General features: G+C 60.9%; 27 protein-coding genes and 3 tRNA genes. 11 read left to right on the plus strand and 19 right to left on the minus strand.

What is annotated here, in order from left to right; genetic code table 11:
• The coding region (locus tag C7I87_RS35590; RefSeq protein ID WP_210250636.1) for a hypothetical protein at positions 1-181 on the plus strand (181 nt) is incomplete at its 5' end.
• Between the two features lie 147 nt (positions 182-328).
• The gene (locus C7I87_RS14895) at positions 329-1,216 is read left to right on the plus strand and encodes a DMT family transporter (RefSeq protein ID WP_149904931.1); all 888 of its coding nucleotides are present in this window, start codon (positions 329-331) and stop codon (positions 1,214-1,216) included.
• A gap of 112 nt (positions 1,217-1,328) precedes the next feature.
• Here C7I87_RS14895 and C7I87_RS14900 read toward each other — a convergent pair whose 3' ends face one another.
• Positions 1,329-1,586, minus strand: coding sequence for a GlsB/YeaQ/YmgE family stress response membrane protein (locus tag C7I87_RS14900; protein ID WP_127279958.1), 258 nt, complete (start codon positions 1,584-1,586; stop codon positions 1,329-1,331).
• Between the two features lie 131 nt (positions 1,587-1,717).
• Here C7I87_RS14900 and C7I87_RS14905 point away from each other — a divergent pair, with 131 nt between their 5' ends.
• Positions 1,718-2,182, plus strand: coding sequence for a YidB family protein (locus C7I87_RS14905; protein WP_149904932.1), 465 nt, complete (start codon positions 1,718-1,720; stop codon positions 2,180-2,182).
• A gap of 77 nt (positions 2,183-2,259) precedes the next feature.
• Here the strand turns inward: C7I87_RS14905 and C7I87_RS14910 are convergent.
• The 4 genes from C7I87_RS14910 to C7I87_RS14925 form a co-directional block, all read right to left on the minus strand.
• Positions 2,260-2,333, minus strand: a tRNA-Gly gene (locus tag C7I87_RS14910).
• Positions 2,334-2,555: 222 nt separating this feature from the next.
• The gene (locus tag C7I87_RS14915; protein WP_149904933.1) at positions 2,556-4,835 is read right to left on the minus strand and encodes a xanthine dehydrogenase family protein molybdopterin-binding subunit; all 2,280 of its coding nucleotides are present in this window, start codon (positions 4,833-4,835) and stop codon (positions 2,556-2,558) included.
• A gap of 3 nt (positions 4,836-4,838) precedes the next feature.
• Positions 4,839-5,861: an FAD binding domain-containing protein gene (locus C7I87_RS14920; RefSeq protein WP_149904934.1), complete on the minus strand. Its 1,023-nt coding sequence runs from the start codon at positions 5,859-5,861 to the stop codon at positions 4,839-4,841.
• A 1-nt stretch (position 5,862) separates the two neighbouring features.
• On the minus strand, positions 5,863-6,480 hold the full coding sequence (locus C7I87_RS14925; RefSeq protein ID WP_149904935.1) for a (2Fe-2S)-binding protein: 618 nt from the start codon (positions 6,478-6,480) through the stop codon (positions 5,863-5,865).
• Positions 6,481-6,642: 162 nt separating this feature from the next.
• Between C7I87_RS14925 and C7I87_RS14930 the strand changes: the two genes are divergently transcribed.
• The 3 genes from C7I87_RS14930 (at position 6,643) to C7I87_RS14940 (ending at position 9,734) form a co-directional block, all read left to right on the plus strand.
• Entirely contained in the window at positions 6,643-6,825 is a 183-nt protein-coding gene (locus tag C7I87_RS14930; protein WP_149904936.1) for a hypothetical protein, read from the plus strand.
• A 315-nt stretch (positions 6,826-7,140) separates the two neighbouring features.
• Positions 7,141-8,136: an HlyD family secretion protein gene (locus tag C7I87_RS14935; RefSeq protein WP_246696283.1), complete on the plus strand. Its 996-nt coding sequence runs from the start codon at positions 7,141-7,143 to the stop codon at positions 8,134-8,136.
• Positions 8,133-9,734, plus strand: a complete 1,602-nt coding sequence (locus C7I87_RS14940; protein WP_149904938.1) for a DHA2 family efflux MFS transporter permease subunit — start codon at positions 8,133-8,135, stop codon at positions 9,732-9,734. The genes C7I87_RS14935 and C7I87_RS14940 overlap by 4 nt, the downstream gene beginning before the upstream one ends.
• A 52-nt stretch (positions 9,735-9,786) precedes the next feature.
• On the opposite strand, the gene C7I87_RS14945 is transcribed toward C7I87_RS14940, so the two are convergent.
• From C7I87_RS14945 to C7I87_RS14970, 6 genes are all read right to left on the minus strand, one after another.
• Positions 9,787-10,197: a DUF427 domain-containing protein gene (locus C7I87_RS14945; protein WP_149904939.1), complete on the minus strand. Its 411-nt coding sequence runs from the start codon at positions 10,195-10,197 to the stop codon at positions 9,787-9,789.
• A 124-nt stretch (positions 10,198-10,321) separates the two neighbouring features.
• A complete protein-coding gene (locus tag C7I87_RS14950; protein WP_149904940.1) occupies positions 10,322-11,218 on the minus strand; it encodes an alpha/beta fold hydrolase in 897 nt (298 codons plus the stop codon).
• On the minus strand, positions 11,215-11,400 hold the full coding sequence (locus C7I87_RS14955) for a hypothetical protein (RefSeq protein ID WP_149904941.1): 186 nt from the start codon (positions 11,398-11,400) through the stop codon (positions 11,215-11,217). Before C7I87_RS14955 ends, C7I87_RS14950 begins: the two co-directional genes overlap by 4 nt.
• A gap of 81 nt (positions 11,401-11,481) precedes the next feature.
• The gene (locus C7I87_RS14960) at positions 11,482-11,976 is read right to left on the minus strand and encodes a DUF1772 domain-containing protein (protein WP_149904942.1); all 495 of its coding nucleotides are present in this window, start codon (positions 11,974-11,976) and stop codon (positions 11,482-11,484) included.
• A gap of 210 nt (positions 11,977-12,186) precedes the next feature.
• Positions 12,187-12,618, minus strand: coding sequence for a hypothetical protein (locus C7I87_RS14965; protein ID WP_149904943.1), 432 nt, complete (start codon positions 12,616-12,618; stop codon positions 12,187-12,189).
• 326 nt (positions 12,619-12,944) lie between these two features.
• Positions 12,945-13,145, minus strand: coding sequence for a hypothetical protein (locus C7I87_RS14970; protein ID WP_188393875.1), 201 nt, complete (start codon positions 13,143-13,145; stop codon positions 12,945-12,947).
• Positions 13,146-13,354: 209 nt separating this feature from the next.
• Here C7I87_RS14970 and C7I87_RS14975 point away from each other — a divergent pair, with 209 nt between their 5' ends.
• Entirely contained in the window at positions 13,355-13,834 is a 480-nt protein-coding gene (locus C7I87_RS14975) for a hypothetical protein (RefSeq protein WP_246696284.1), read from the plus strand.
• A 174-nt stretch (positions 13,835-14,008) separates the two neighbouring features.
• Here the strand turns inward: C7I87_RS14975 and C7I87_RS14980 are convergent.
• Positions 14,009-14,093, minus strand: a tRNA-Tyr gene (locus C7I87_RS14980).
• 184 nt (positions 14,094-14,277) lie between these two features.
• Between C7I87_RS14980 and C7I87_RS14985 the strand changes: the two genes are divergently transcribed.
• Positions 14,278-15,126: a TrmH family RNA methyltransferase gene (locus C7I87_RS14985; protein ID WP_149904944.1), complete on the plus strand. Its 849-nt coding sequence runs from the start codon at positions 14,278-14,280 to the stop codon at positions 15,124-15,126.
• Between the two features lie 119 nt (positions 15,127-15,245).
• Here the strand turns inward: C7I87_RS14985 and C7I87_RS14990 are convergent, their stop codons facing one another.
• The 3 genes from C7I87_RS14990 to gcl all read right to left on the minus strand — a co-directional run bounded on the left by C7I87_RS14990 (position 15,246) and on the right by gcl (position 18,861).
• On the minus strand, positions 15,246-16,163 hold the full coding sequence (locus C7I87_RS14990) for a 2-hydroxy-3-oxopropionate reductase (protein ID WP_149904945.1): 918 nt from the start codon (positions 16,161-16,163) through the stop codon (positions 15,246-15,248).
• Between the two features lie 48 nt (positions 16,164-16,211).
• The gene (gene otnI / locus C7I87_RS14995) at positions 16,212-17,009 is read right to left on the minus strand and encodes a 2-oxo-tetronate isomerase (RefSeq protein ID WP_149904946.1); all 798 of its coding nucleotides are present in this window, start codon (positions 17,007-17,009) and stop codon (positions 16,212-16,214) included.
• Positions 17,010-17,079: 70 nt separating this feature from the next.
• A complete protein-coding gene (gene gcl, locus C7I87_RS15000) occupies positions 17,080-18,861 on the minus strand; it encodes a glyoxylate carboligase (RefSeq protein ID WP_149904947.1) in 1,782 nt (593 codons plus the stop codon).
• 206 nt (positions 18,862-19,067) lie between these two features.
• On the opposite strand from gcl, the gene bhcR reads away from it, so the two are divergent.
• Both bhcR and C7I87_RS15010 read left to right on the plus strand, forming a co-directional pair.
• Entirely contained in the window at positions 19,068-19,889 is an 822-nt protein-coding gene (gene bhcR, locus C7I87_RS15005; protein WP_149904948.1) for an HTH-type transcriptional regulator BhcR, read from the plus strand.
• 128 nt (positions 19,890-20,017) lie between these two features.
• Positions 20,018-20,443, plus strand: coding sequence for a hypothetical protein (locus tag C7I87_RS15010; RefSeq protein WP_149904949.1), 426 nt, complete (start codon positions 20,018-20,020; stop codon positions 20,441-20,443).
• 82 nt (positions 20,444-20,525) lie between these two features.
• Here the strand turns inward: C7I87_RS15010 and C7I87_RS15015 are convergent, their stop codons facing one another.
• From C7I87_RS15015 to C7I87_RS15025, 3 genes are all read right to left on the minus strand, one after another.
• Positions 20,526-20,834 carry a BA14K family protein gene (locus C7I87_RS15015; protein ID WP_149904950.1) on the minus strand — a complete coding sequence of 103 codons (309 nt, stop codon included), beginning with the start codon at positions 20,832-20,834 and terminating at the stop codon, positions 20,526-20,528.
• A gap of 302 nt (positions 20,835-21,136) precedes the next feature.
• Entirely contained in the window at positions 21,137-21,361 is a 225-nt protein-coding gene (locus tag C7I87_RS15020; RefSeq protein WP_149904951.1) for a hypothetical protein, read from the minus strand.
• Between the two features lie 171 nt (positions 21,362-21,532).
• Positions 21,533-21,700 carry a hypothetical protein gene (locus C7I87_RS15025; RefSeq protein WP_149904952.1) on the minus strand — a complete coding sequence of 56 codons (168 nt, stop codon included), beginning with the start codon at positions 21,698-21,700 and terminating at the stop codon, positions 21,533-21,535.
• Between the two features lie 154 nt (positions 21,701-21,854).
• On the opposite strand from C7I87_RS15025, the gene C7I87_RS15030 reads away from it, so the two are divergent.
• Positions 21,855-21,930: transfer RNA gene (locus C7I87_RS15030), tRNA-Thr, on the plus strand.
• Between the two features lie 103 nt (positions 21,931-22,033).
• Here C7I87_RS15030 and C7I87_RS15035 read toward each other — a convergent pair.
• Positions 22,034-22,603: a DUF2569 family protein gene (locus C7I87_RS15035; RefSeq protein WP_149904953.1), complete on the minus strand. Its 570-nt coding sequence runs from the start codon at positions 22,601-22,603 to the stop codon at positions 22,034-22,036.
• Positions 22,604-22,625 lie beyond the last annotated feature (22 nt).

Below are 22,625 nucleotides of genomic sequence, written 5' to 3' on the forward strand. Positions count from 1 at the left end.
GAGGCTTAGTGCGCTCGAATTTACCTTTTGCCATAGTCTCTTTCCTTGGACGGCCTGGACCTTCAGTTCAGTCGAATGCGGGGCGATTAGCGAGAAAGGCCAAAAAACACAAGCGTCTTTTGCCCAAGCGCCATCTCACTCGGCCAGAACCCATGATCCGATTGCGGGGATATGGCGCTGATATAGGGACCCGCCGCTGAAAATGGAATGGGGAAAGGCCCGACGGAACAACGGCAGGATTCCGCAAGCCAGCGCATCCGCCACTGTCGGATTTGCCGGCGGTCCATGGCCCATTGCGGCGGCGATCCGGGTCTGATTTCCTGCGCCGATGCATTTCATCCCGACTGCCATTCGCGGCCCGCTGTTCATGATCGTCTCGACCGGGTCGTACCTGGTCAACGACACGATGATGAAGCTCGCCACTGCCGGCCTGCCCTCCTACGAAGTGCTCTTCCTGCGTGGTGCCGCGGCAGCGCTGTGGGGCTTTCCGCTGTTGTTTGCGCTCGGCTACGGCAAGCAGGTCCGGCTGATCTTCGACAAGCGGGTGCTGCGCAGGAACCTGCTCGAACTGGCGGCGATCCTGTGTTACGTCGTCGCGCTCGCCAACATGCAGATCGCCGATTCCACCGCGCTGGGGCAGATCACGCCGCTCCTGATGCTGGTCGGATCCTCGATCCTGTTTGGCGAGCGTATCGGCGGCCAGCGCATGGCGCTGATCGGGCTCGGCTTCATCGGCGCGCTGATGGTGGCGCAGCCGACCATGCAAGGCATTTCGGTCTACGCCGTGCTGGCGCTCGGCAACGCGACATTCGCCGCCGCCCGCGATCTGGCCGGCCGCAAGATCACCGCCGAAGTGCCAGGAATGATCGTGGCGATTTCAGCTGTCGTCGTGGTCCTGATCGGTGCCGGCGCCGCGCACCTGGTATCCGAGCGCTGGGTGGCGCCGGAGGCGCATCACCTTTTGCTGATGGCGGGAGCCGGTTTCTTCCTGATCTTCGGCCACTTCTTCATCTTCATGGCCTATCGCGTCGGGCCAACCGGAGCGGTGGCGCCGTTCTACTACTGCTTCACGGTCTGGGCCGTCATTTCAGGCCTGCTGGTGTTCGGGCAATTTCCCAATGCACTGGCGGTATGCGGCATCCTGCTGGTCGTCTGCAGCGGGCTGACCATCGTTTCGCTGGACCAGCGCAAGCGTCGGCTGGCCGTGGTCGCCTGATCCGCGGCGGCGCACCGGCATCATAGATGCCGACGCCGTGAGTGCACGGCAGCACCGACGGCGGATTGTAGCAATTCAGGATTCGGCAGAGCTGGTAATCTGCCGATCAGGTCTAGATGGTCCGCTTGCCGCTGAACTGATGGTAGGCCCACAGGACAACGACCGCGCCGACCACGGCGACGATCAAGCTGTAGATGTTGAGGCCGGTGACGCCCGAAGCACCGAAGGCGCTGAAGATCAGGCCGCCGACGATGGCACCGACAATGCCAAGCACGATATCCATGATCATGCCCTGACCGGTCTTGTTGACGATTTTGCTGCCTATGAAGCCGGCGATGACGCCGAGAATGATCCAGCTGATGATACCCATTTTTTCCTCTCCATCCCTCCGCCAACCGGACATTTTCATATGAATGTCAAAACCACAAGTCAGCTTGAAATTCCGCCCGAATGCGCCATTGTTGACGACGGGCTGGGCTTGGTTGAAATGGAGGATCCACTATGGGACTTTTTGACAACGCCGTTCCCGGCGGCAACATCACCAAACCGCTGATGATCGCGCTCGGTGCGCTGCTGGTCGGAAAGATGCTGAGCGGCAGAAGTGCCGAACAGCCGGACCCGCCTCAAGCTCCCGCGCCGGCCGATCCCACACCCGTCGGAACCGCGTCCGATGATGGCGGCCTGCTCGGCGGACTGGGCGGCCTGCTCGACAAGCTCAAGAATGCCGGCCATGGCAATGTCGCCGACTCCTGGGTCGGAACGGGGCAGAACCAGTCGATCAACGCCAATGAGCTGGGCAACGCGATCGGACCGCAGGTCGTTCGAGAGATCGCCCAACGGACAGGGCTCGACGAGCAGGAACTGCTCAAGCAGCTATCGGCTGCCTTGCCCGGCATCGTCGACAAGCTGACGCCGAATGGCCAGGTGCCGCAGCAGCACCAGGTCGCGTCCGCGTTCAACAGCTAGCGCGGCGCACGCCAATGCCTGAAGCGCTGCGCGCCTGCCGCGCAGCGCTTCACCTTGCCAACGTGTAGCTGAAAATCTGGAGCGGGTAGCGGGAATCGAACCCGCACCAAGAGCTTGGAAGGCTCATGTGATACCATTTCACCATACCCGCGCACGCACGCCCTAGCTATTCGACAAGGTTCCGAAGGTCAAGAAGCCTCTCTTGCCGCCGCCATGGCGAAACGCGGTTAGACACCTTCAATGGTCAATTGCATGAACAAAATGGTCTTGTCCGCAGCGGTCGCCAGGTTAAGCGCCGAATTTAATCCACCGACCGAGAAGGACAATGTGGGGCATGAGCCCGCTCGACCAGTTCTGTCGCGCCCGTTGATCGTCAGCTTATCAAATTGTCTATCCTGATCGGCAAATCTCGAATGCGTTTGCCGGTGGCATGGTACACGGCGCTCGCCACGGCCGCCGCAGTCCCGACATTGCCAAGCTCCCCCAAGCCTTTGACGCCCGCTGGATTGACGTCGAGGTCGACCTCGGGAACAAGGATGACGTCGACCTGTTTGATATCGGCGTTGACCGGCACCAGATAATCTTGCAGGTCACGATTGACATAGCGGGCGTTGCGTCGGTCGATTTCCGTCGCCTCGTGAAGGGCTTGGCCGATACCCCAGATCATGCCGCCCATCAGTTGGCTGCGCGCGGTGCGCGTGTTCATGATGCGTCCGGCGGCAAAGGCACCGACGATGCGCGGCACCCGGATTTCGCGCGTATAGCTGTTGATGCGCACTTCGACGAATTCAGCGCCAAAGGCATATTTCACGGAGTCCTTGTCCTGATCGCCGCCGTGGAATTCCGCCTGCCCGGCATAGAGTTTCTTCAGTGCTTCCGGCGTCGAACCCTTTGGCGCAAACTCGGCATATTCTTCTATCGCGCCAACCTGCATCACCTTGAAGACATCCGACAGCTTGGCGGATTTGCCGCCGCTTGCCACGATCTTCTCCTGCTCCATGTCCAGCTTGGCATTGCCGGAGCCAGCCAACGGCCCATCTCGAGCGACGGCTGCCGCAAAAAGTTTCGCGCGCACCGCGTCACAGGCCTTCAGAACCGCCGAGCAGACGCTCGCGGTCGAAATCGAGCCGCCCGAGACCGGCGCCGGCGGCAGAGCGCTGTCGCCCATCTCGACGCTGACCTTGTCCATTCCTATCCCCAGACGTTCGGCGGCCATCTGCCCGGCGACGGTGCGCACACCGGTGCCGATCTCATGCGAGCCGCACTGAACGCGAACTTGTCCATCAGAGGTAAGGCGAACTCGGGCCGCGCATGGCGCGCTGGCCGTGGGATAGATTGCCGTCGCACATCCCATACCGACCAGCCAGTCGCCATCGCGCATCGACCCGACCGCTGCATCACGCTTCGACCAGCCAAAGGCCTCCGCGGCCTGGTCGTAGCATTTGACCAGCGAGCGGCTGGAGAACGGCTTGCCACCGATAGGCTCTTTTTCAGGCTCGTTTATGCGCCGAAACTCGACGGGATCCATGCCGAGCGCCACAGCCATTTCGTCCATGGCGTTCTCGAGCGCGTAGACGTACGGCGTCTCCGGCGGCGAGCGCATGTAGCCCGGTGTGTTGCGATCGGCATGGACGATAGAAACGTGAGTGAGCACGGAACCGTAATTGTACATGCGGCCGGTGGCCGACGTGCCGCCGACGACATAAGGGTCAGGGCGTGACGTCACCTCCCAGCCCTCGTGTCCGAACGCCGTGATGCGGCCGTCCTTGCCGGCGCCGATGCGGATTCGATGCCTGGTCTCGGCGCGATAGGTCTGGGTGTTGAAAGCCTGCATGCGGCTGACCACACAGCGTACCGGCCGTCCAACACGACGCGCGGCAACCGCGACAATTGCAGTGCGAGCTGTCATCGGTCCCTTGGAACCGAACGCGCCCCCAACGTAAGGGCTGACAATCCGCACATTAGCAGGATCGATCTTCAACTGCCGGGCAAGTTCGATTTTCCAACCGGTGACATTCTGGCTGGGCTCATGGATGGTGAGTTGATGGCCTTGCCACATCGCCGTGGTCGAAAACAGTTCGATCGGATTGTGATGCTGGGTCGGCGTCGAGTATTTTTGGTCGATCTTGACGGCAGCGGATGCATAGGCAGCATCGAAGTCGCCAGCTTTGACATCCTCCTGCAACATCGGGCTTTTGCCGGCCGCCGGTTCCACCTTCACGCCTTTGGAATCGAAGCTGGCGCTGGGCGGTTCGTCTTCGTAGTCGGCGCGGATCAACATCGACGCTTCCTCCGCCGCCTCGAATGTCTCGGCAACGACCAAAGCGATGATCTGGCCCTCGTGGAAAATTGTCTTGTCGTGCAGGGGGCCGATGGAGCTTGCACCGGTGTTGCCAAATTTCGGCGTGTCTGTCTCGTCCATGTCGCCATAGGTCACGATGTCCAGCACTCCGGGCACGGCCCTGGCTTCCTCCGTATGGACTTTGGAAACCTTGCCCCGAGCGATGCTGCTCGTGGCAAGAACGCCATAAGCGACATTCGCTGTGGCGATGTCGGCCGGATAGCTTGCCTGTCCGGTAACCTTCAGCCTGCCGTCGATGCGGACGACCGGTTCACCCTGGTTTTCTTTTGGAACTGGCGCGGCTTGATTCATGGCTCAGACCTTCATGTCACGGGTTTCGAGCAGCGCTCGCACCAGCGTGCGCTTTCCGAGCGGTATCTTGAATGCGTTGTGTTCTCGTGGCCTGGCATCAGCGAATGCGGCTTCGGCCGCAGCTGCTGCGATCTTGTCGTCGAGGACATTGCCACGTAGCGCATCCTCCGCCGCCCTCGCGCGCCACGGCACCGTCGCGACTCCGCCCAGCGCTATGCGCGCTTGCCTGACAGTGTTTCCATCCATTTCCAGCGCCACCGCCGCCGAGGCCAGCGCAAAAGCGTAGGATTCGCGATCGCGTATCTTCAGGTAGCGCGAGCGACGGCTCCATGGGTCAAGCGGAACCTCGATGGCGACGATGACTTCATCGGCGGCCAGATCCGTCTCTATGTTGGGCGTGTCGCCGGGAAGCCGGTGCAGGCTGGCGAACGGGATCTTGCGCGGGCCACGCTGCCCCTCCACTTCGACGACCGCATCGAGCGCGATCAGGGCCTGCGCAAAATCACCGTGATATGTGGCTATGCAGGCATCACTGGTGCCGAGCACGGCATGCTGACGGTTTACCCCTTGCATCGCTGCACAGCCGGAGCCGGGCTCCCGCTTGTTGCACGGCCAGGAGGTTTCGCGAAAATACTCGCACCGCGTTCGCTGCAGCACATTGCCGGCAAGGCTGGCCATATTGCGAAGCTGGCCGCTGGCGGCGAATTTCAGACTGTCGGCAAGGAGCGGGCAGCGGCGCCTGACGTCATTGTTATCGGCTGCCTCACCCATGCGAACCAGTGCACCGAAACGGATGGTGTCGTCGTCCGTTTTGATCTGACGCAAAGCAGGCTCAGTAAGCTCGTTAAGGTCGAGCAGCCGCTCCGGCTGCGCGACGCCCAGCTTCATGTAGTCGGCCAGATTGGTGCCGCCGGCGATGAACTGGGTTTTGGCCTGTGTTGGCGCAACATTCCTGGCGTCGAGACGAGACGCCATCGCGATCGCCGCCGAGACGCTCGTTGGTCTTTCATAGAGGAAGGGACGCATCCTAGGCCCTCCTGATCTCGTCGCGCGCCTGGATGATCGCCGCAACGATGTTCGGATAGGCCGCGCACCGGCACAGATTGCCGCTCATATACTCGCGGATGTCATCCTCCGAGCCGGCATGGCCTTCGTCGATGCAACCGATGGCGGACACGATCTGGCCCGGCGTGCAATAGCCACATTGAAAGGCATCATGGTCGACAAACGCCTGTTGCACCGGATGCAGTTCGCCGTCGGCCGAAGCCAGGCCTTCGACAGTCGTGATCTCGCGGCCCTGGTTCATGACGGCGAAGCTCAGGCAGGAGAGCACCCGCTTGCCATCGACAAGAACGGTGCAGGCGCCGCACTGGCCGTGGTCGCAACCCTTCTTGGTGCCGGTCAGGCCAACATGGTCACGTAAGGCGTCAAGCAGGCTCGTGCGATTGTCAAGTGCGAGAGTGTAGGCCTGCTTGTTGATCCGAAGCGAAATCGTTGACAAGTCGCGAGGTTCGGCAGCTCTGGCAGGCGATAGCTCGGCGGCTTTTGGCGAGGTGGCCATGAGAGGCATTGCGGCTGCCGCCGTAACAGAACCCGTCATGAAGGTGCGTCTGCTCAGGCCACTGGGACTTGTGGAATTGGACATGGCTGGCTTTCCGGCTGGCTGGAGTCTCAAGCGGACGAAACTATTCGTGGGGGGCAAAGTTCCCTCCTCACATCGCTGTGATCGTTTCTTTGCAGGGCGGCCATGCGGAACTTCACCCGCAGGGCCGTGGTTTCCTCGATAGGTCCAAGGAAGGAGGCGATCATGAACAATGAGCGGAGCGATCGGCGCAGCGATCTGAATGGTGACGAAGGCCCTGTCTTTTCGGCTGAGCAGGCGCGGCAAGGTGAGATCATACTGCGAACCCGCACACGCCGGATCATCTTCGTCGCAGGGCTGGTCGGCATCGTGATCCTCATCGCGGTGATCAGATTTGCCGTCGGCTGAATGGCTTTGGTTGCCGTCCCAGGCGAATGCCCTGAGCCTGTTCGTCAGGAACCTTTGTGAAGAGCTGTCGTTGAATCGGTCGTTAAGCGGTCGGCGCCTTGCTTGAAAGTTCTCCCCGTGGACGCGAAAACCGAGACCGAAAAATTAGACAAAACCAAAAATGCGCGCGGCGCTTCGAGCAAGGCCGGATCGGATGCATCGCCAAAACGCACGGGCGATGTGGCGCAGCCCAACGCCCCGGAGCGCGAAACGCGGGCCAAGGACGCGGACGAACAAAAGCCCAGCCTCCTGGGCTTTCCCCGGCGGCATCCTTATGTGGCCATTGCAATCCTGATCGTGCTTCTCCTGGCCGCCGTGGCACTGGTCATGTGGTGGCTGAATGCCCGGCAATATGAATCGACCGACGACGCTTTTATCGATGCCCGCACGGTAACCATCGGCGCCGAGATAGCAGGACGGATCACTGACCTTGCGGTGACCGACAATCAACCGGTCAAGGCGGGCGACGTCCTGTTGCGCATCGACGACAGCGACTATCGGGCCAGCCTCAGACAGGCCGATGCTGGCGTGGCCTCGGCGCAGGCCGACATTGTCGACGTCGGGGCCCAGATCGAAGCACAAAACGCAAAGATCGATGCGGCGGAAAAGCAGGTGGCGCAAGCGCAGGCGGCGCTCGATTTCGCCAAAGCCGAGGATCAGCGCAACCGTGAACTTCTGGCCAAGGGCACGGCCACCCAACAGCAGGCTCAGCAAGCCACTTCCACGCTGCGCCAGGACCAGGCTGCTCTCGACAGCGCCCAAGCCAATGTGGCTGCCGCCAAGAGCCAAGTCGCTGTTTTGCAGGCGCAGGCCAAGAGCGCCGAAGCCAAGCTCGATCAGGCCAAGGCCAGCCAGAACCAGGCGAGTACCACGCTGTCCCGCACGACCATCACCGCACCGGTCGCCGGGCGGGCAACCAGCATTTCGGTCGCCAACGGTACCTATGCCCAGCCAGGCCAGGTGCTGATGATGTTTGTTCCGGACGAAGTCTGGGTGAAGGCCAACTTCAAGGAAACACAGCTCGATCTGATGCGGCCGGGACAGCCGGTCGACATCGACATCGACGCCTATCCGGAAAGATCTTTTCATGGCCGCGTCGACAGCATCCAGGCGGGTAGTGGCACCGCCTTCAGCCTGCTGCCGGCCGAAAACGCCACCGGCAACTTCGTCAAGGTGGTGCAGCGCGTGCCGGTGAAGATCGTCTTCGACAAACCGCCCGGCGTGCTGCTGGGTCCGGGCCTGTCGGTGGTGCCGACGGTCAAGGTGCGATGACTGGTGAAATTTCAAGCGGCCAAAGCGAAAGCCGGTCAGCGGCCGGCGGGCGCAATCCTTGGCTGATCGCCATCGTCGTCTCCATCGCTACCTTCATGCTGGTACTGGACACCTCGATCGCCAATGTGGCCCTGCGCAACATCGCCGGCAGCCTGGCTGCCGGGATGGACGAGAGCACCTGGGTGATCACTACCTATCTGGTCGCGAATTCGGTGATCATCCCGGTCAGCGGCTGGCTGGCCAGCGTGATCGGGCGGAAGCGCTACTACATGCTTTGCGTGGCAACGTTCACCATCGCATCGCTGCTGTGCGGCCTCGCGCCCAATCTGGAAATGCTCATTTTCTTCAGGATCCTGCAGGGCCTCGGCGGCGGCGGCATGGCGCCGAGCGAACAATCCATCCTTGCCGACACCTTTCCGCCCGAAAAGCGTTCCCAGGCTTTTGCCCTTTATGGCATCGCCGTCATCGTCGCACCGACAGTCGGGCCGACTATCGGCGGCTGGCTGACGGACCATTTCTCCTGGCACTGGATCTTCTTCATCAATGTGCCGTTCGGCATCATGTCGCTGGCCTTGGTGCAGTGGCTGCTCGTCGAGCCGGACGTGATCGAGCGCGAACGTCAGGAGCGGCTGAAGGGCGGCCTCAGAATAGATTGGGTCGGGTTCATCCTAGTCGCCACCGCTCTTGGCTGCCTCGAAATCTTCCTTGACGAGGGTCAGCGAAACGACTGGTTCGCATCGGGTTTCATCACGACCTTTGCGGTGATTTCGGCGATCTCGTTCCTGCTGCTGATCCCATGGGAGTTCCGTCACCGCGATCCGATCGTCGATATACGCCTGCTGTTCAGCCGCCAGTTCGGCACGTCGTTCCTGGTGATGATGGCTGTCGGCGCGGTGTTGTTCAGCACAACGCAGTTGATGCCGCAGCTGCAACAAACCGCCTTCGATTATACCGCCACCCTGTCGGGCCTCTCGATGATGCCCGGCGGCATCGCCATGCTGATGCTGATGCCGATCTCCGGATTTGCCGCCGGTATCGTGCAGCCCAAATATCTGATCATGATGGGCATGTCCGTTGTCGTGGTCGCGCTGTGGCACATGACGTCGCTCACCCCGGACGCCAGCTTCCGCTTCTTTGCCTTCGCGCGCATCTTCCTGATGATCGGCCTGCCTTTCCTGTTCATCCCCATTTCGACAGCGGCCTATGTCGGCCTCGCTCCGCAGAAGACCAACCAGGCGTCGGCGCTGATCAACGTCGCCCGCAACATCGGTGGGAGCATCGGCGTGTCATTGTCGAACACTGTGATCGCTCAAAACGCGCAGCTGCATCAATCGAACCTTGTCAGCCATACCGCGCAGTCGTCGCCCGCCTATCAGCAGGTGCTGCGTCAGGTGACGGATCACTTTGTTGCGCAAGGCTCGGGCATGCTTCAAGCCAAGCAGCAAGCTGTCGGCTGGCTTGGGCAGTTGATCGCGCGCCAGGCTTCGCTGCTCGCCTACATCGACGTTTTTCGCTACTGCGCCATCGCGACGGCACTGTTTGTTCCCCTCGCCTTGCTGCTGCGGTCTCCAAAACCCGACAGGCGCCAGCCGAAATAGCGGGACGGAACCAGCAAAATGCCGCCGGAAGGCCGGTTGTTCGAAGACAGTCCTATTCCATGACACGGGGGGTGTGCCGTTTGTCCTCCACCGGGTCGACATCGATGCGCGCCTTTTGCGGATCGAAGGTGCCATGACCTGCAATGGCCAGCGCTGCCGTATCGGGCGTCTCGTATGCCCACATGAAGTCGTCGGCCGAGCTACCGACAGCATGGACCCGCCAGTAATTCGCGGTCCCCTTGAGCGGTGAGCTGCTCGTGGTGTCGGTCTTTTCGAAAAGGTCGAAATAGATGTCCTCGAAAGGGATAAAGAACGTCGGCTCCTGTCCTTCTTCCCTGACTAGCTTCGCGTGCTCCGTGGCTGCGACCACAGCGTCGGAAAATCGCACGGTCACGGTCCCGACAAACGGCTCTATGGTCAGTGGGCGAAAGTCGGGTTCTGAAGTTGCGACTGAAGTTTGCATCCGAATTCTCCCTGGCTATCGATTGATCGCGAGACCGCGTTTCGATCCGTGGAGACGAAATGCACGGCGATGCGTCAGGTTCCAGCTTGTGCGATGAAGCCGAATAGACCGCCGAGCCAGGCGATTATCGGCTGGCAAAACTGTTGAGAAAGCTCGCCAACAGCCGCGAAACCTCTTGTGGGGCCTCACGTGTCGGGAAGTGTCCGACCGCGTCCAGGACCACTCGTTCGTAGGATGCGGTGAAATGCTTCTCCAGCCCTTCCGACGATGCGGTCAGCACAACACGGTCGTCGCCGCCATGAAGCGTCAAGGTCGGTACCGTGATGATCTTGACCGATGTTTGCCGGTGGGCCAGTTCCGCGTAGCGCGGATCGGGTTCCGCCTCACCCCAGCGAACCCGATAGGAATGCAACGTCACGTCCGGCCAATCCGGGTTGTCGAAGGATGCAGCCACTTCATCGAAAATGGCGTCGTCGAACCAACCCAACGGGCTCCAGCTGTCCCATTGGAATCTGGCAAACTCCTTGCGGTTCTTTCGCACGAACTCGGCGCCGCGTGCCGTTGCCATGAACCATTGATACCAAAAAGCTTTCGCCTGTTCAGGCGCTGGCGTTTCCGGTTTGCCGGGTTGCCAGCCAAGCGATAGCGCGGCACAGCAACTGATGCGATCGGGAAAGGTCGAGGCCAGGAGGTAGGATATCCGTGCTCCCCAGTCGTGACCGACGACCGCAAAGCGGCCGAGGCCAAGCGCGTCGGCAAAGTCCAGCACATCCTGCGCCATTGCGGCAATCTCGCCGGATCGCATGGTTTCTTTCAACAGGAACGATGTCGGTCCAAAACCTCGCAACCACGGCGCAAACGTCCGAAAGCCAGCCTCGTGAAGGACCGGCGAAATGCGCGCGTAAGTGGTTGCATCGTCCGGCCAACCATGCAGCAGGACAACGGGCGTCCCGTTTTCTCGCCCACCGCCGAGATAGGCGATGCGCAGAAGTGGCGTATCGCAAGATGAGACGGGGTTCATTTACTCTCCGGCGCTGCAGCCGGCTGGTCGCCGCCAGTCGTCGACTTGGGTCTGGCATCCTGGTCAACCTGCGGATTCTTGTTGATGGCGTCGGTGTTGGCTTTCGTCGGTTCGGTGCTGTTATCACAGGCCCCGAGCGCAAGAGCAGCAGCCAACACCAGAAGCGACAAGGATTTCTTCATCGAAACCTCCTCTGGCTGATGTTCGACAACGAGGGTCCGCGAATTTGGTTGCTTGTCTGGTCGCTCGGGCGCAGGCCCCGATCAGCCATCCGCAAAAAACGTTGCCGCAACGGCGATTGAGGTCAGGCTCGACATCGCAAAGCTTGCCCTGACGACGTGCGACATTTCCCAGATATTCCGGAAATCCTTCCAATCACCATCTCGCTTCCGAGCGAACATGGAGAAAAACGCCACGCCCGATCTCGACACGGCGACATCCTGCACCCAGAAATTATTGACGGGATGCGTGACCAACCAATAGGTCGCGTGTTGCGCCGCCAGGAGGAAGAGCGAGGCCAGCGTCCACCAGAAACGAGTACTTGCGGAAGGCGTCAAATAGAGCAGGATGGCAAGCGCGAGAACGCCTCCGATTTCAGCAAAACCGCCGATCGTGAAGCCGGGATAGTAGATCGCCTGTACTGCCTTGTAGGTCGCCTCCTTCAGGCGCATTTTGCCCGGTAGCTCCAACGCATGTGCAAGCGAGAGCGCAGTTGCGATTGCGACCAGCAGGAGCGTGAAAACCATCAAAACGCGCATGCTGTTACTCCTTTAGCCGCGCCGTTTCGGAACCGGCATGGAGTGGCCGGTGGCCGCCGTAGCCGGCAGAACGCAGAGAAGTAATCGTGCAGCCGTTCGGCTATGCCACGAGCACAGGGACTGACCGACAAGACGGGTCAGGTGGGGACGCACCGCGCGCGGCTGCGATGCGAACAGGTGACGATCCTCACCTAAGCCGCCCCGCGCGCCTCAGAACATGATCCTTTGCCTCAACCACGCAAGAAACCTGTTGCCGCCAATTGTCGCGCGGACCCGAGCGGCAGCCCACCGAGCTTTCATGGTAGCGCCTACGTGACAGTCGCAAACGATATCGTGCAGTTGCCAGTCATTGAGTTCGAAGAAGCGCTTGGCCTCGCCATAAGTGTCATCCCTTAGACCCGACGCACGCAGCACCGGGTCTTCGAAGGCAACAGTAATTGCCGACCCTTCACCGCGTGCCATGGCGCGCGCCTCCGGATGCATATGTTCGGTACCTGTAAACGCGCCAAGGCATCGCTCGGGATTCTGCTCGAGAAGTTCAGCCCATCGCGCGATGCGCTCATTTCGTGTCATTTCCGAATGTGGCGCCGAGGATTCAATCCTGGCGACGGCCTGCAGTTGGTCGAGTGTCTGATGTTTCATGGTCAGCTCCTGTCGTGAAGGGAGAAGTGCCCACGCCTTCAAGGGAATTATCGCACGGCGGTGCTTCGACAAGAGCGCGAAACCGGAGAATTCGGCCCCACTGGCCGGATCATAAATGCGCAGGCGGCAGAGCCTATCCCTTAACCGATACGATCCACATGAAGCTCGGTGAGACGCTGAAAGCGACGAACATCAATGTCGAAGCATCATCGACGTCAGCTAACCGAGACTGAGCCGACGGCCGAACAGGTGCCCTCTGCCGACAGAGGAGCGGTCCATAGTGACCTTGCACCCCGCGGCGGTCCGGAGGTTGCCTTTATCGCATCCTATTTCTTGACAATGGTCCCGTCACGCAGGTCAAATGCTTCGGTGCCGCGGGCCTGGCGGTAGAAATCGTCCTGCAATTCACCCCATTCGCCGAGGAAGGCACCGCAATTGCTGCAATAAATTGGCGTCGACTCGTTGGCGTCGTCGGGAATGTCCATCTGGATCGTCCCGCAAGCCTTGCAATCGAGTTTGTCGTCCAATTGGCGTCCCATTTTGCAATGATCGCGCATTTCACACAGGAGCCAATTGTCGATTTCGTACGGAGTGGTGCCTGCGGTCACCCTCAGCTTTATTGTGATCCGGTCCAAGATGCAGATCAATCGATGGTACGATTCCGTACGAACCGCTCATGCGGCAAGCGGAAAACGATTGTACAAGCGGAAACGACTGAAATTGCGCGGCGGCTGTCGTGAGTGCGGAACCATCGCCCGGCACAAGGGTTGTCTTCGACGTTTCGAAGAAAATAGCGGGAACGACGATGCGGATGTTGATGATGCTTGCCGTGCTTTCCGGAGCGGTCGTCACGCAGCCACTCTATGGGCAAGCCATCGACCCGCAGGTTCCTCAGACGACACCTGTTCCCCAGATGACACCCTTGGAGCCCCAGTCGGACCAGATACCGCTGCCCGAGCAAGGGGCGGCTGACCAGAGTTTCACCGATGTTGCCATTGTGGCCGTCGAGGATCTACCTGCGGAAATCAAAGCGCAGGCGGAAGCCGTGATTACCCAGACCAGTGCGGAAGATCTGTTGCGGCTGCAGAACTCCATCGATGCATCGCCTCAGGCAACAACGGCGCTGAGGGCGAACGGGCTCAACTCTTCGCAGGTCGTGGCCGCCAACATTGATGGTGATGGCACGCTGACATTGATCATCCAGACGACAACGTGATCGGCCTTGAGCTTCAAATTCCTGAAAGATCGCCTCGGGTGATCCAGACGGGCGCATTAAGGCTGCGGCTAACGAGCTATTTCAGCTCTTGCACTGACGTGCCGGATTCACCTGAAAAGCCATGCACCTTTTCGGTCCGAAGTTTTTCGCGTTTCAGGTCTTCCGGGCCGGCAGTGGTGGAGAGGGTTGGATTCGAACCAACGTAAGCTAAGCTAACGGATTTACAGTCCGTCCCCTTTAACCACTCGGGCACCTCTCCAGTCTGCCGCCGGAGCCATTCACGCCGATCCGGACCCGAGTTGTCTTCTCCGAAATCAGCGAAGCGCCTTATGGCGGCAAGGCCAGTGGGTGTCAACCGCGCAGGAAGGGTTTTTCGATGTTGTTCGCCGGCTGCGGCGACAGGGCATATCCTTGGCGGGAGGAGACGGCTATAGAAGCCGGCCATGAGCAACAATTCCAACACCCCGAAAGACACCCATTACGCCAAGCTCCGCCGCGCCTTTCGCGACGAGAAAAGCGGCGGCGCCCCGGCGTTCAGGCCGCGCCAACCCGTGCCACCAGGTGAAAACGCCGGGGATGGCATGGTGCGCCTTTATGGCCTGCACACTGTGCGTGCCGCGCTCGACAATCCGCGACGCCGGATCAAAAAAATGTTGGTGACGCGCAATGCCGCCGAACGGCTCGAGATCACCGATCTGGCCGCCCTGTCCTTCAAGGCTGACCTGGTCGAACCCAGGGAGATCGACAAGGTCACCGGATCGGACGCGGTGCATCAGGGCGTACTGATCGAGGCGGAGCCGCTCAAACCCAAGCGCCTCGACGCACTCGGCGAAACAAGGCTGGTGCTGGTGCTCGACCAGGTCACCGATCCGCACAATGTCGGCGCCATCCTGCGCTCGGCGGTCGCCTTCGGCGCCGGCGCCTTGATCACCACCGCGCGCCACAGCCCGCAGGAATCCGGCGTGCTGGCAAAATCCGCCTCCGGCGCGCTTGAGCACATCGATCAGATCGAGGTGAAGAACCTCGCCGATGCGCTGGGCCAGTTGCACGAGGCCGGCTTCCAGACCATCGGGCTCGATTCGGACGGACCGGCTGAACTCGAAACAAGCTTTGCCGGCGACAAGATCGCGCTGGTGCTCGGAGCTGAAGGCAAGGGCCTGCGCCAGAAGACGCGCGAGACGGTGACGACGCTGGCCAGGCTCGATATGCCCGGCGCGATCAGATCGCTCAACGTGTCGAACGCCGCGGCGGTGAGCCTTTACGCGGCGCGGGCATTTCTGAAGCGCGGCTGACTGGAAGCGGCAAGCCTCCCGCAGGAATCAAAACGGGTCCCGGCGACGCTTGCCGGAACCCGTTCCTGGGTTAAGTCAAAAGTTGACGGCTTGGGAACGTTGCGCCGCCCTCTTCCGACCTATGCCGCTTTGCCTTTGATTTCTTTTGCCTCCTTGCCGACCTCGAAATTCGCCATCCGTTCCAGTGCCCTGACCAGTGCAGAGTGATCCTCGTTCGCGCCGCCATTGGCCGCACAGGAATTGAACAGCTGCTGCGTGGTCGATGTATTGGGCAGCGACACGCCGAGCGCCTTCGCACCCTCCAGCGCCAGGTTGAGATCCTTCTGGTGCAGTTCGATGCGGAAGCCCGGCGCGAAGGTGCGCTTGACCATGCGCTCGCCATGCACTTCGAGAATGCGCGAGGCCGCCAGCCCGCCCATCAGTGCCTGCCTGACCTTGGCCGGGTCAGCGCCGGCTTTCGATGCAAAAACAAGCGCTTCGGCGACGGCTTCAATGGTGAGCGCGACGACGATCTGGTTAGCGACCTTGGTGGTCTGGCCGACGCCATTCGGCCCGACCAGCGTGATGTTCTTGCCCATCTTCTCGAACACGGTCTTTGCGCGCTCGAAGGGCTTTTCGTCGCCGCCGACCATGATGGTCAGGGATGCGGCCTTGGCGCCGACTTCGCCGCCCGAAACCGGCGCGTCGAGATAGTCGCAGCCGAGATCGTTGATCCTTTTTGCGAATTCCTTGGTCTCGATCGGCGAGATCGAGCTCATGTCGATGACCAGCTTGCCCTTGGTCAGGCCGGACGCGACGCCGTTGTCGCCGAACAGCACATCGGCCACCTGCGGTGTGTCAGGAACCATCAAGATGATGATGTCGGCGGCCTTGGCGACGGCGGCATGGCCGGTGACGGTCTTCAGCCCCTTGGCGGCAAGATCGGCTGGTGGATTCGAGCGATGGTCACTGGCGATGACCGTATAGCCGGCGTCGAGCAGATGCCCCGCCATAGGCGCGCCCATGATGCCGAGGCCGATGAAGCCTATGGTTTCCATTGTTTCTCTCCGTCTCTGTCAGGCCGCGTTCAGTAGCGCAAATTCCCGCTACGCCGCGGCACTTCCCTGCCCGGCTAGCCCCCTGAACCACCCCAGTCCGGCTTCAGTCCCCGCCTTCGGCTTGTATTCCGCCCCCACCCAGCCGGTGTAACCAATCCGGTCGATATGCTCGTACAGGAACGGATAGTTGATCTCGCCCGTCCCTGGCTCGTGACGGCCGGGATTGTCCGCAAGCTGGATATGCGCGATGCGGCCGAGGTTTGCCTCGATCTTACGGGCGAGATCCCCCTCCATGATCTGCATGTGGTAGATGTCGTATTGCAGGTACAGGTTCTTGGAACCGACGCGGTCGATCAGCGCCAGCGCGTGGTCGGAATAGTTCAGGAAGAAGCCAGGAATATCGCGCGTGTTGATCGGCTCGATCAACAGCTTGATGCCGGCGTGTTCCAGTTTCTCCGCCGCGAAGGCGAGGTTTTCGGCGAAGACATTTTCAAGCGCGTCCCGTGCAATGCCTTGCGGCGCGATGCCGGCGAGGCAGTTGACCTGCCCGCAGCCAAGCGCTTGCGCATAGGCGATCGCCTTTGCGATGCCCTGGCGGAATTCCGGCACGCGATCCGGTAGCACGGCGATGCCGCGCTCACCCTTGGCCCAGTCTCCCGCCGGCAGGTTGAACAGCACCTGCGTCAGGCCGTTCTTCTTCAGCCGGGCGGCGACCACATCGGGCGCGTGATCATAAGGGCCGATATATTCGACACCCTTGAAGCCGGCACGGGCGGCGGCTTCGAAGCGGTCGAGGAAGTCGTGCTCGCCAAAGAGCATCGACAGATTGGCTGAAAAACGCGGCATTCTTTTTCTCCCTGGAGCATCGGACCCAAAAGTGGAAACCGGTTTGGGACAATCAGATGCTCGAACAAAATTAGTCGAGCATCACGATCGCGGTCGGCGCGTCTTCCTGATGTTCGGCAAGGTCCTCGAATTCGGTGATCTTGTCGATCTCGGTGCCCATCGAGATGTTCGTGACCCGTTCGAGAATGAATTCGAGCACGACCGGAACCTGGTGTTCCTTCATCAACCGCTGCGCTTGCTTGAAGGCCCCGGCGAATTCCTCCGGCTTGCGCACCCTGACCGCCTTGCAGCCCATCGCCTCGGCGACGGCGACATGGTCGACGCCATAGCCGGCCTCTGGATCGTCGGCGCGGTTGATGTTCTCGAAGGCGAGACTGACCTCATAGTCCATCGAGAAGCCGCGCTGCGCCTGGCGGATCAGGCCGAGATAGGCGTTGTTCACGACGACGTGGATGTAGGGCAGCTTGTGCTGCGCGCCGACCGCCAGTTCCTCGATCATGAACTGGAAATCATAATCGCCCGACAGCGCCACGATGGTGCGGTCTGGATCGGCGGCGCGCACGCCGAGTGCGGCCGGCAAGGTCCAGCCGAGCGGGCCGGCCTGGCCGCAATTGATCCAGTTGCGCGGCTTGTAGACATGCAGGAACTGCGCGCCGGCGATCTGCGACAGGCCGATCGTGGTGACATAGGTGACGTCGCGGCCAAACGCCTTGTTCATCTCCTCGTAGACACGCTGCGGCTTCAGCGGGACCTGTTCGAAATGGGTCTTGCGCTTCATCGTCTTCTTGCGGCCCTGGCATTCCTTGGCCCAGCCCGACCAGTCGCGCAGCTTGCCCGCCGTCTTCCATTCGGTGGCGACGTCGAGCAGCATCTTCAGCGCAGCACCGGCATCGGAGACGACGCCGAGATCAGGCGCGAAGACGCGGCCGATCTGCGTCGGCTCGATGTCGACATGAATGAATTTCTTGTCCTTGGTATAGACGTCCACCGAGCCCGTGTGGCGGTTGGCCCAGCGGTTGCCAATGCCGAAGACGAAATCGGCTTCCAGCATCGTCGCATTGCCGTAGCGGTGCGAGGTCTGCAGCCCGCACATGCCGGCCATCAGCCGGTGGTCGTCGGGGATAGCGCCCCAGCCCATCAGCGTCGGGATAACCGGAACGCCCGTGATCTCGGCAAATTCGATCAACAGGTCCGACGCGTCGGCATTGATGACGCCGCCGCCGGCCACGATCAGCGGCTTCTCGGCCGCATTGAGCATCGCCAGTGCCTTTTCTGCCTGGGCGCGTGTCATCGCCGGCTTGAAAGGCGCCAGCGGCTCATACGCATCGATGTCGAACTCGATCTCGGCCAGTTGGACGTCGACCGGCAGGTCGATCAGCACCGGACCTGGCCGCGACGAGCGCATCAAATGGAACGCCTTCTGCAGCGCCATCGGCACCAGATAGGGCTCCATCACGGTCACCGCCCATTTGGCAACGGGCGCAGCGATGGCGGCGATGTCGACGGCCTGGAAATCCTCCTTGTTGAGGCGTGCGCGCGGCGCCTGTCCGGTGATGCACAGGATCGGAATGGAATCGGCCGCCGCCGAATAGAGCCCGGTGATCATGTCGGTGCCGGCCGGCCCCGAAGTGCCGATGCAGAGACCGATATTGCCTGCCTTGGCCCGGGTATAGCCTTCGGCCATATGCGAGGCTCCCTCGACGTGGCGGGCAAGGACATGGCGGATGGTGCCCCTCGCCTTCAGCGCCGAGTATAGCGGATTGATCGCCGCGCCCGGCACGCCGAAGGCGCAGGAAATGCCTTCCTTTTCGAGAACGAGAACAGCGGCATCGACAGCGCGCATCCTGGCCATTTCCTGCCTCCACGAATGATTGTTGGATGGCCAAGGATGTCACCGGCCCCGTAATTTTTCAATTTTTTCAGAATATTTTTTCATTTCTAGAGAACGGCGGCTATCGACTGATTTTGCTCGCTTTTCCCTTTTCCAAGATTTGCTTCCGGAATTTCATGAAAAACTTTTTCATTGCACTTTGGGAGAAACGGCCGAGAATGCCGGTCATGGAAACGAGTGAAAAACGTCAACGTGGGCGCCCGCGCTCCTTCAATGGTCCGGCCGAAGCTGCCTCGGTGCAGTCGCTCGACCGTGCCTTGCGCATCCTGGCCATTGTCGCGGAAGGCAGCGGCCTGTCGTTGAGCGAGATATCGGCGCAAAGCGGGCTCGCTGCCTCCACCGCCTACCGCATGCTGACGACACTCGAAAACCACGGCATGGTGGAGTTCGATACAGCGGACCAGCTCTGGTCGATCGGTGTCGAGACCTACCGCATGGGCGCGGCGTTCCTGCGCCGCCGCAAGCTGGTCGACCGTGCCCGCATCGTCATGCAGGAACTGATGGAGAAGACCGGCGAGACCGCCAATCTCGGCGTGGCCGAGGACGACTGCGTGGTCTTCGTCAGCCAGGTCGAGACCCACCAGGCGATCCGCGCCTTCTTCCGGCCTGGCACGCGCAGCCCGTTCCATGCCTCGGGTATCGGCAAGGCGGTGCTGGCGCATCTCGAACCGGAGCGCGTCGGAGCCATCCTGCACAAGGCGGGCCTGCAGCGCTATACGGACAGGACGCTTTCCGACATCGCCGCCCTCGCGCACGATCTGGCTGTTATTAAGCATCGCGGCTGGTCGGTCGACGACGAGGAGCGTCACCCCGGCATGCGTTGTGTCGCCGCCGCCATCTTCAATGAATATGGCGAGCCGATCGGCGGCGTTTCCGTTTCCGGGCCGACGGTCCGGGTCACGCCGGAGCGACTGGCCGAGATCGGCCCGCTGGTGCGCGACGCCGCGGCCGAGGTAACCAGGATGATAGGCGGCGTGACGGTCAGCTAATCACGAAGCGCCTGTTTTGCAGCCGCCATGTCGAAAGAATCGACCACGATCGCCAGTCCTACATGGCCCACGCCATATGGGACTTGGCCGCCTTGCCTGGGCGCCCGAATGCATGCGAAAGGGCGCGCATGAGGAAAATGGTCCAGCTTCTGCTTGCAGCTTCGCTTTGCGGATGTGTGGCGACACCACGACCTGATACCCGCGACCAACGGGTCAATCCCATTCCGATCTCACTCGCGCTGGAGGAGATTATCACGACAGGTGTCCGCCAACGCCTGCCGGATCCGGTCTCCGCCAGGTTCGGGACCATGCTCGCCGGCGAGCGAACGCTTGATGGCCGCCAGGAGATCGTGGTTTGCGGCATCGTCAGCGCCAAGACCTCGTCCGGCGTCCATGGCGGCGACAAGCCATTCATCGCCAAGGTCTACCCGGAAGCCGCAAGCAGCTTTGAATTGGTCGCGATGGGCGACGAGACGGAGGCTGCCCGGCTTCAAATTGGTGGCTCCTGCCGCGCGGCCGGTTTGCCAATCCTCGAGCCGAAAACGGACCTTTAGACAGGCGGTCTTCACACGAGGAAGAGGGGCTGCCTCGCAACCCCTCTTTCCTGTCGTTGGTCCACTTTCCTGTCGTAGGTCCTCAGAGTCGGCAGTAGTGGCTGTAGCCGTCATGGCCGATATAGGTGTCTGAGTCCGGATCGTAGCTCGCGTAGCGCTCGAAGCAGCGGCGAACGTGCCATGAACCGCCATCCTCGTCGACATAGACAGCGCGCGGCGGCTGCTGCTGAGCGAGAAGGCTGCCAAGGACGAAACCGCCAACGCCGGCGGCTATGCCGATGCCAAGGTCGTGATGATGCGAGTGAGCAGCCGAGGGCTGGACGGTGCCGACCAAAGCGGTGGCGGCGACGGTGGAGGCGATAAGACCGGAAACGAGTGTGCGCTTGAACATGATGATCTCCTTGCTTCGTTGACAGAGGCGATCCATCCGCCTCTTGATCATCTGTCGCAGCGGCATTGAAAAAGGTTCGACGGGTTTTGATTTTTTCGAGAGATTTTCGAAGAGGCAGATAACGGCAGCCTGAATGGCTCGGCGCCCTCGCCGTCGTTGATGAACCAGGCCCGTGCGCTTCAGGTACCTTTCGCCAATCAGGTCATCGTCGGTGACGGCGACAGGGAGGCCGAGTCAATGCAAAAAGGGCGGCCGAAGCCGCCCTTTCCTGGACCGGTTTCTTCAACGCGGCCAGGCCGCACTCAGTAGACGATGATGTGGTGGTGGTGATGATGGTGATGGCCATAGACCCACCAGTAGTCCGGGTAGTCCGGGTAGTCCGGGTAATCCTGGTAGTCGACGTAGTCGTCGTAATGATCATGATGGTGATGCATGCCATGAGCCGACGAAGACTGGACGGTGACGGCGAGCGCTCCGGTGGCAACGAAGATGGCGACGAGACCTGAAACGAAACTGCGCTTGAACATGATGAGCTCCTGGATCTTTTGATCGAGGCGACCATTCGCCTCTGAAGATCAGTCGGCGCACCGCGGCGAAAGGTTCGACAGATCCGGAGATTTTTTTAAAACACGGCTGGCGCGTAGTGAGCAGGCAGTACCGGTTCGCGCCATGACCACTACGGATTACTCACCACGGGCTTAGCCCATGCCGGTGATATGGCGAAGCCAGAAGGCGAGTGCGATGAAGCCGATGATGGTGGTGACTCCAGTCCAGTCGACATTGGCCTTCTTCACATCGCTGATGAGCTTCACCAGCAGCATCCATGCCAGGACGACGATAGGGAGAATGATGACAAGCCTGATCATGCGACACTCCAGTCCGAAGCGATTGCACCCTCGTCCTCATGTAGGAAGCGCGTTTACGGATTTCAGCATGGGCCATGGCGCCATGCACCACGACGGAGCCAAAAATGGAGTTTTGTCTTTACTGGCGCACCAAATATGCTAACCGAAGCGCCGTGCCCTTGTAGCTCAGCTGGTAGAGCAGCGGTTTTGTAAACCGAAGGTCGGCGGTTCGATTCCGTCCGGGGGCACCACCCTTCGCTCTTCGAGCTCCGGGTGGCAGGCCACCCCAAGCCCGTAGACGCAGGAGTGTCCTCCGAAATCCCGGCGTAGAGCGACTACGAGCGCCACCACCCTCTACGAAGCGCTCGCGATTTGGGCCGCCACGTTCGTCCTGGTGAACGTATTCCTCACCCTCACAGACTTGTAGACGTAAGCAGCCCAGATGCCGGTCACGACAAACGAAGCTATCGGTGCCGCCAGCGCGTCGCCTGCGAGCATCTGGTTGACCGGAACGCCCAGAATTGACGAAATCCAGATCGTATCCAGGACAAAAACGACAGGGATCGCAAGCCACTGAAGCAGAAACAATTGCGGGAAGCGGCGGCTTCGCCGCAGCATTGAAATCAGCACAACCAGCTGAAGCGCCAGAAATGCGAGATTGAGGGCAACCTCGCCATACACAGCTAGGGAGCCGTTCGGCAGGGTCATGAGTTGCTGGTAACCGTCGGCCGACTTGGCGAAGTCGGCGAGTGTGCGCAGCGGTGACAATGTCTGACCGATAGCCAGCAGCATCAGCCAGCCGCCGAAGCCCACAAGAGCCTCAGGATTCTGTGACGGCTTCGCGGCTGATCGAACAGCAAAGAAAACAGGCACGCCGATCAACAGCAGCACGATCGCCCAATGCCAGATGGAAAATGCCCCCATTTACCCCTCCCTCTTTTTATGC

Source organism: Mesorhizobium sp. SARCC-RB16n (assembly GCF_008520305.1).
In the GTDB taxonomy this organism is placed as follows: domain Bacteria; phylum Pseudomonadota; class Alphaproteobacteria; order Rhizobiales; family Rhizobiaceae; genus Mesorhizobium.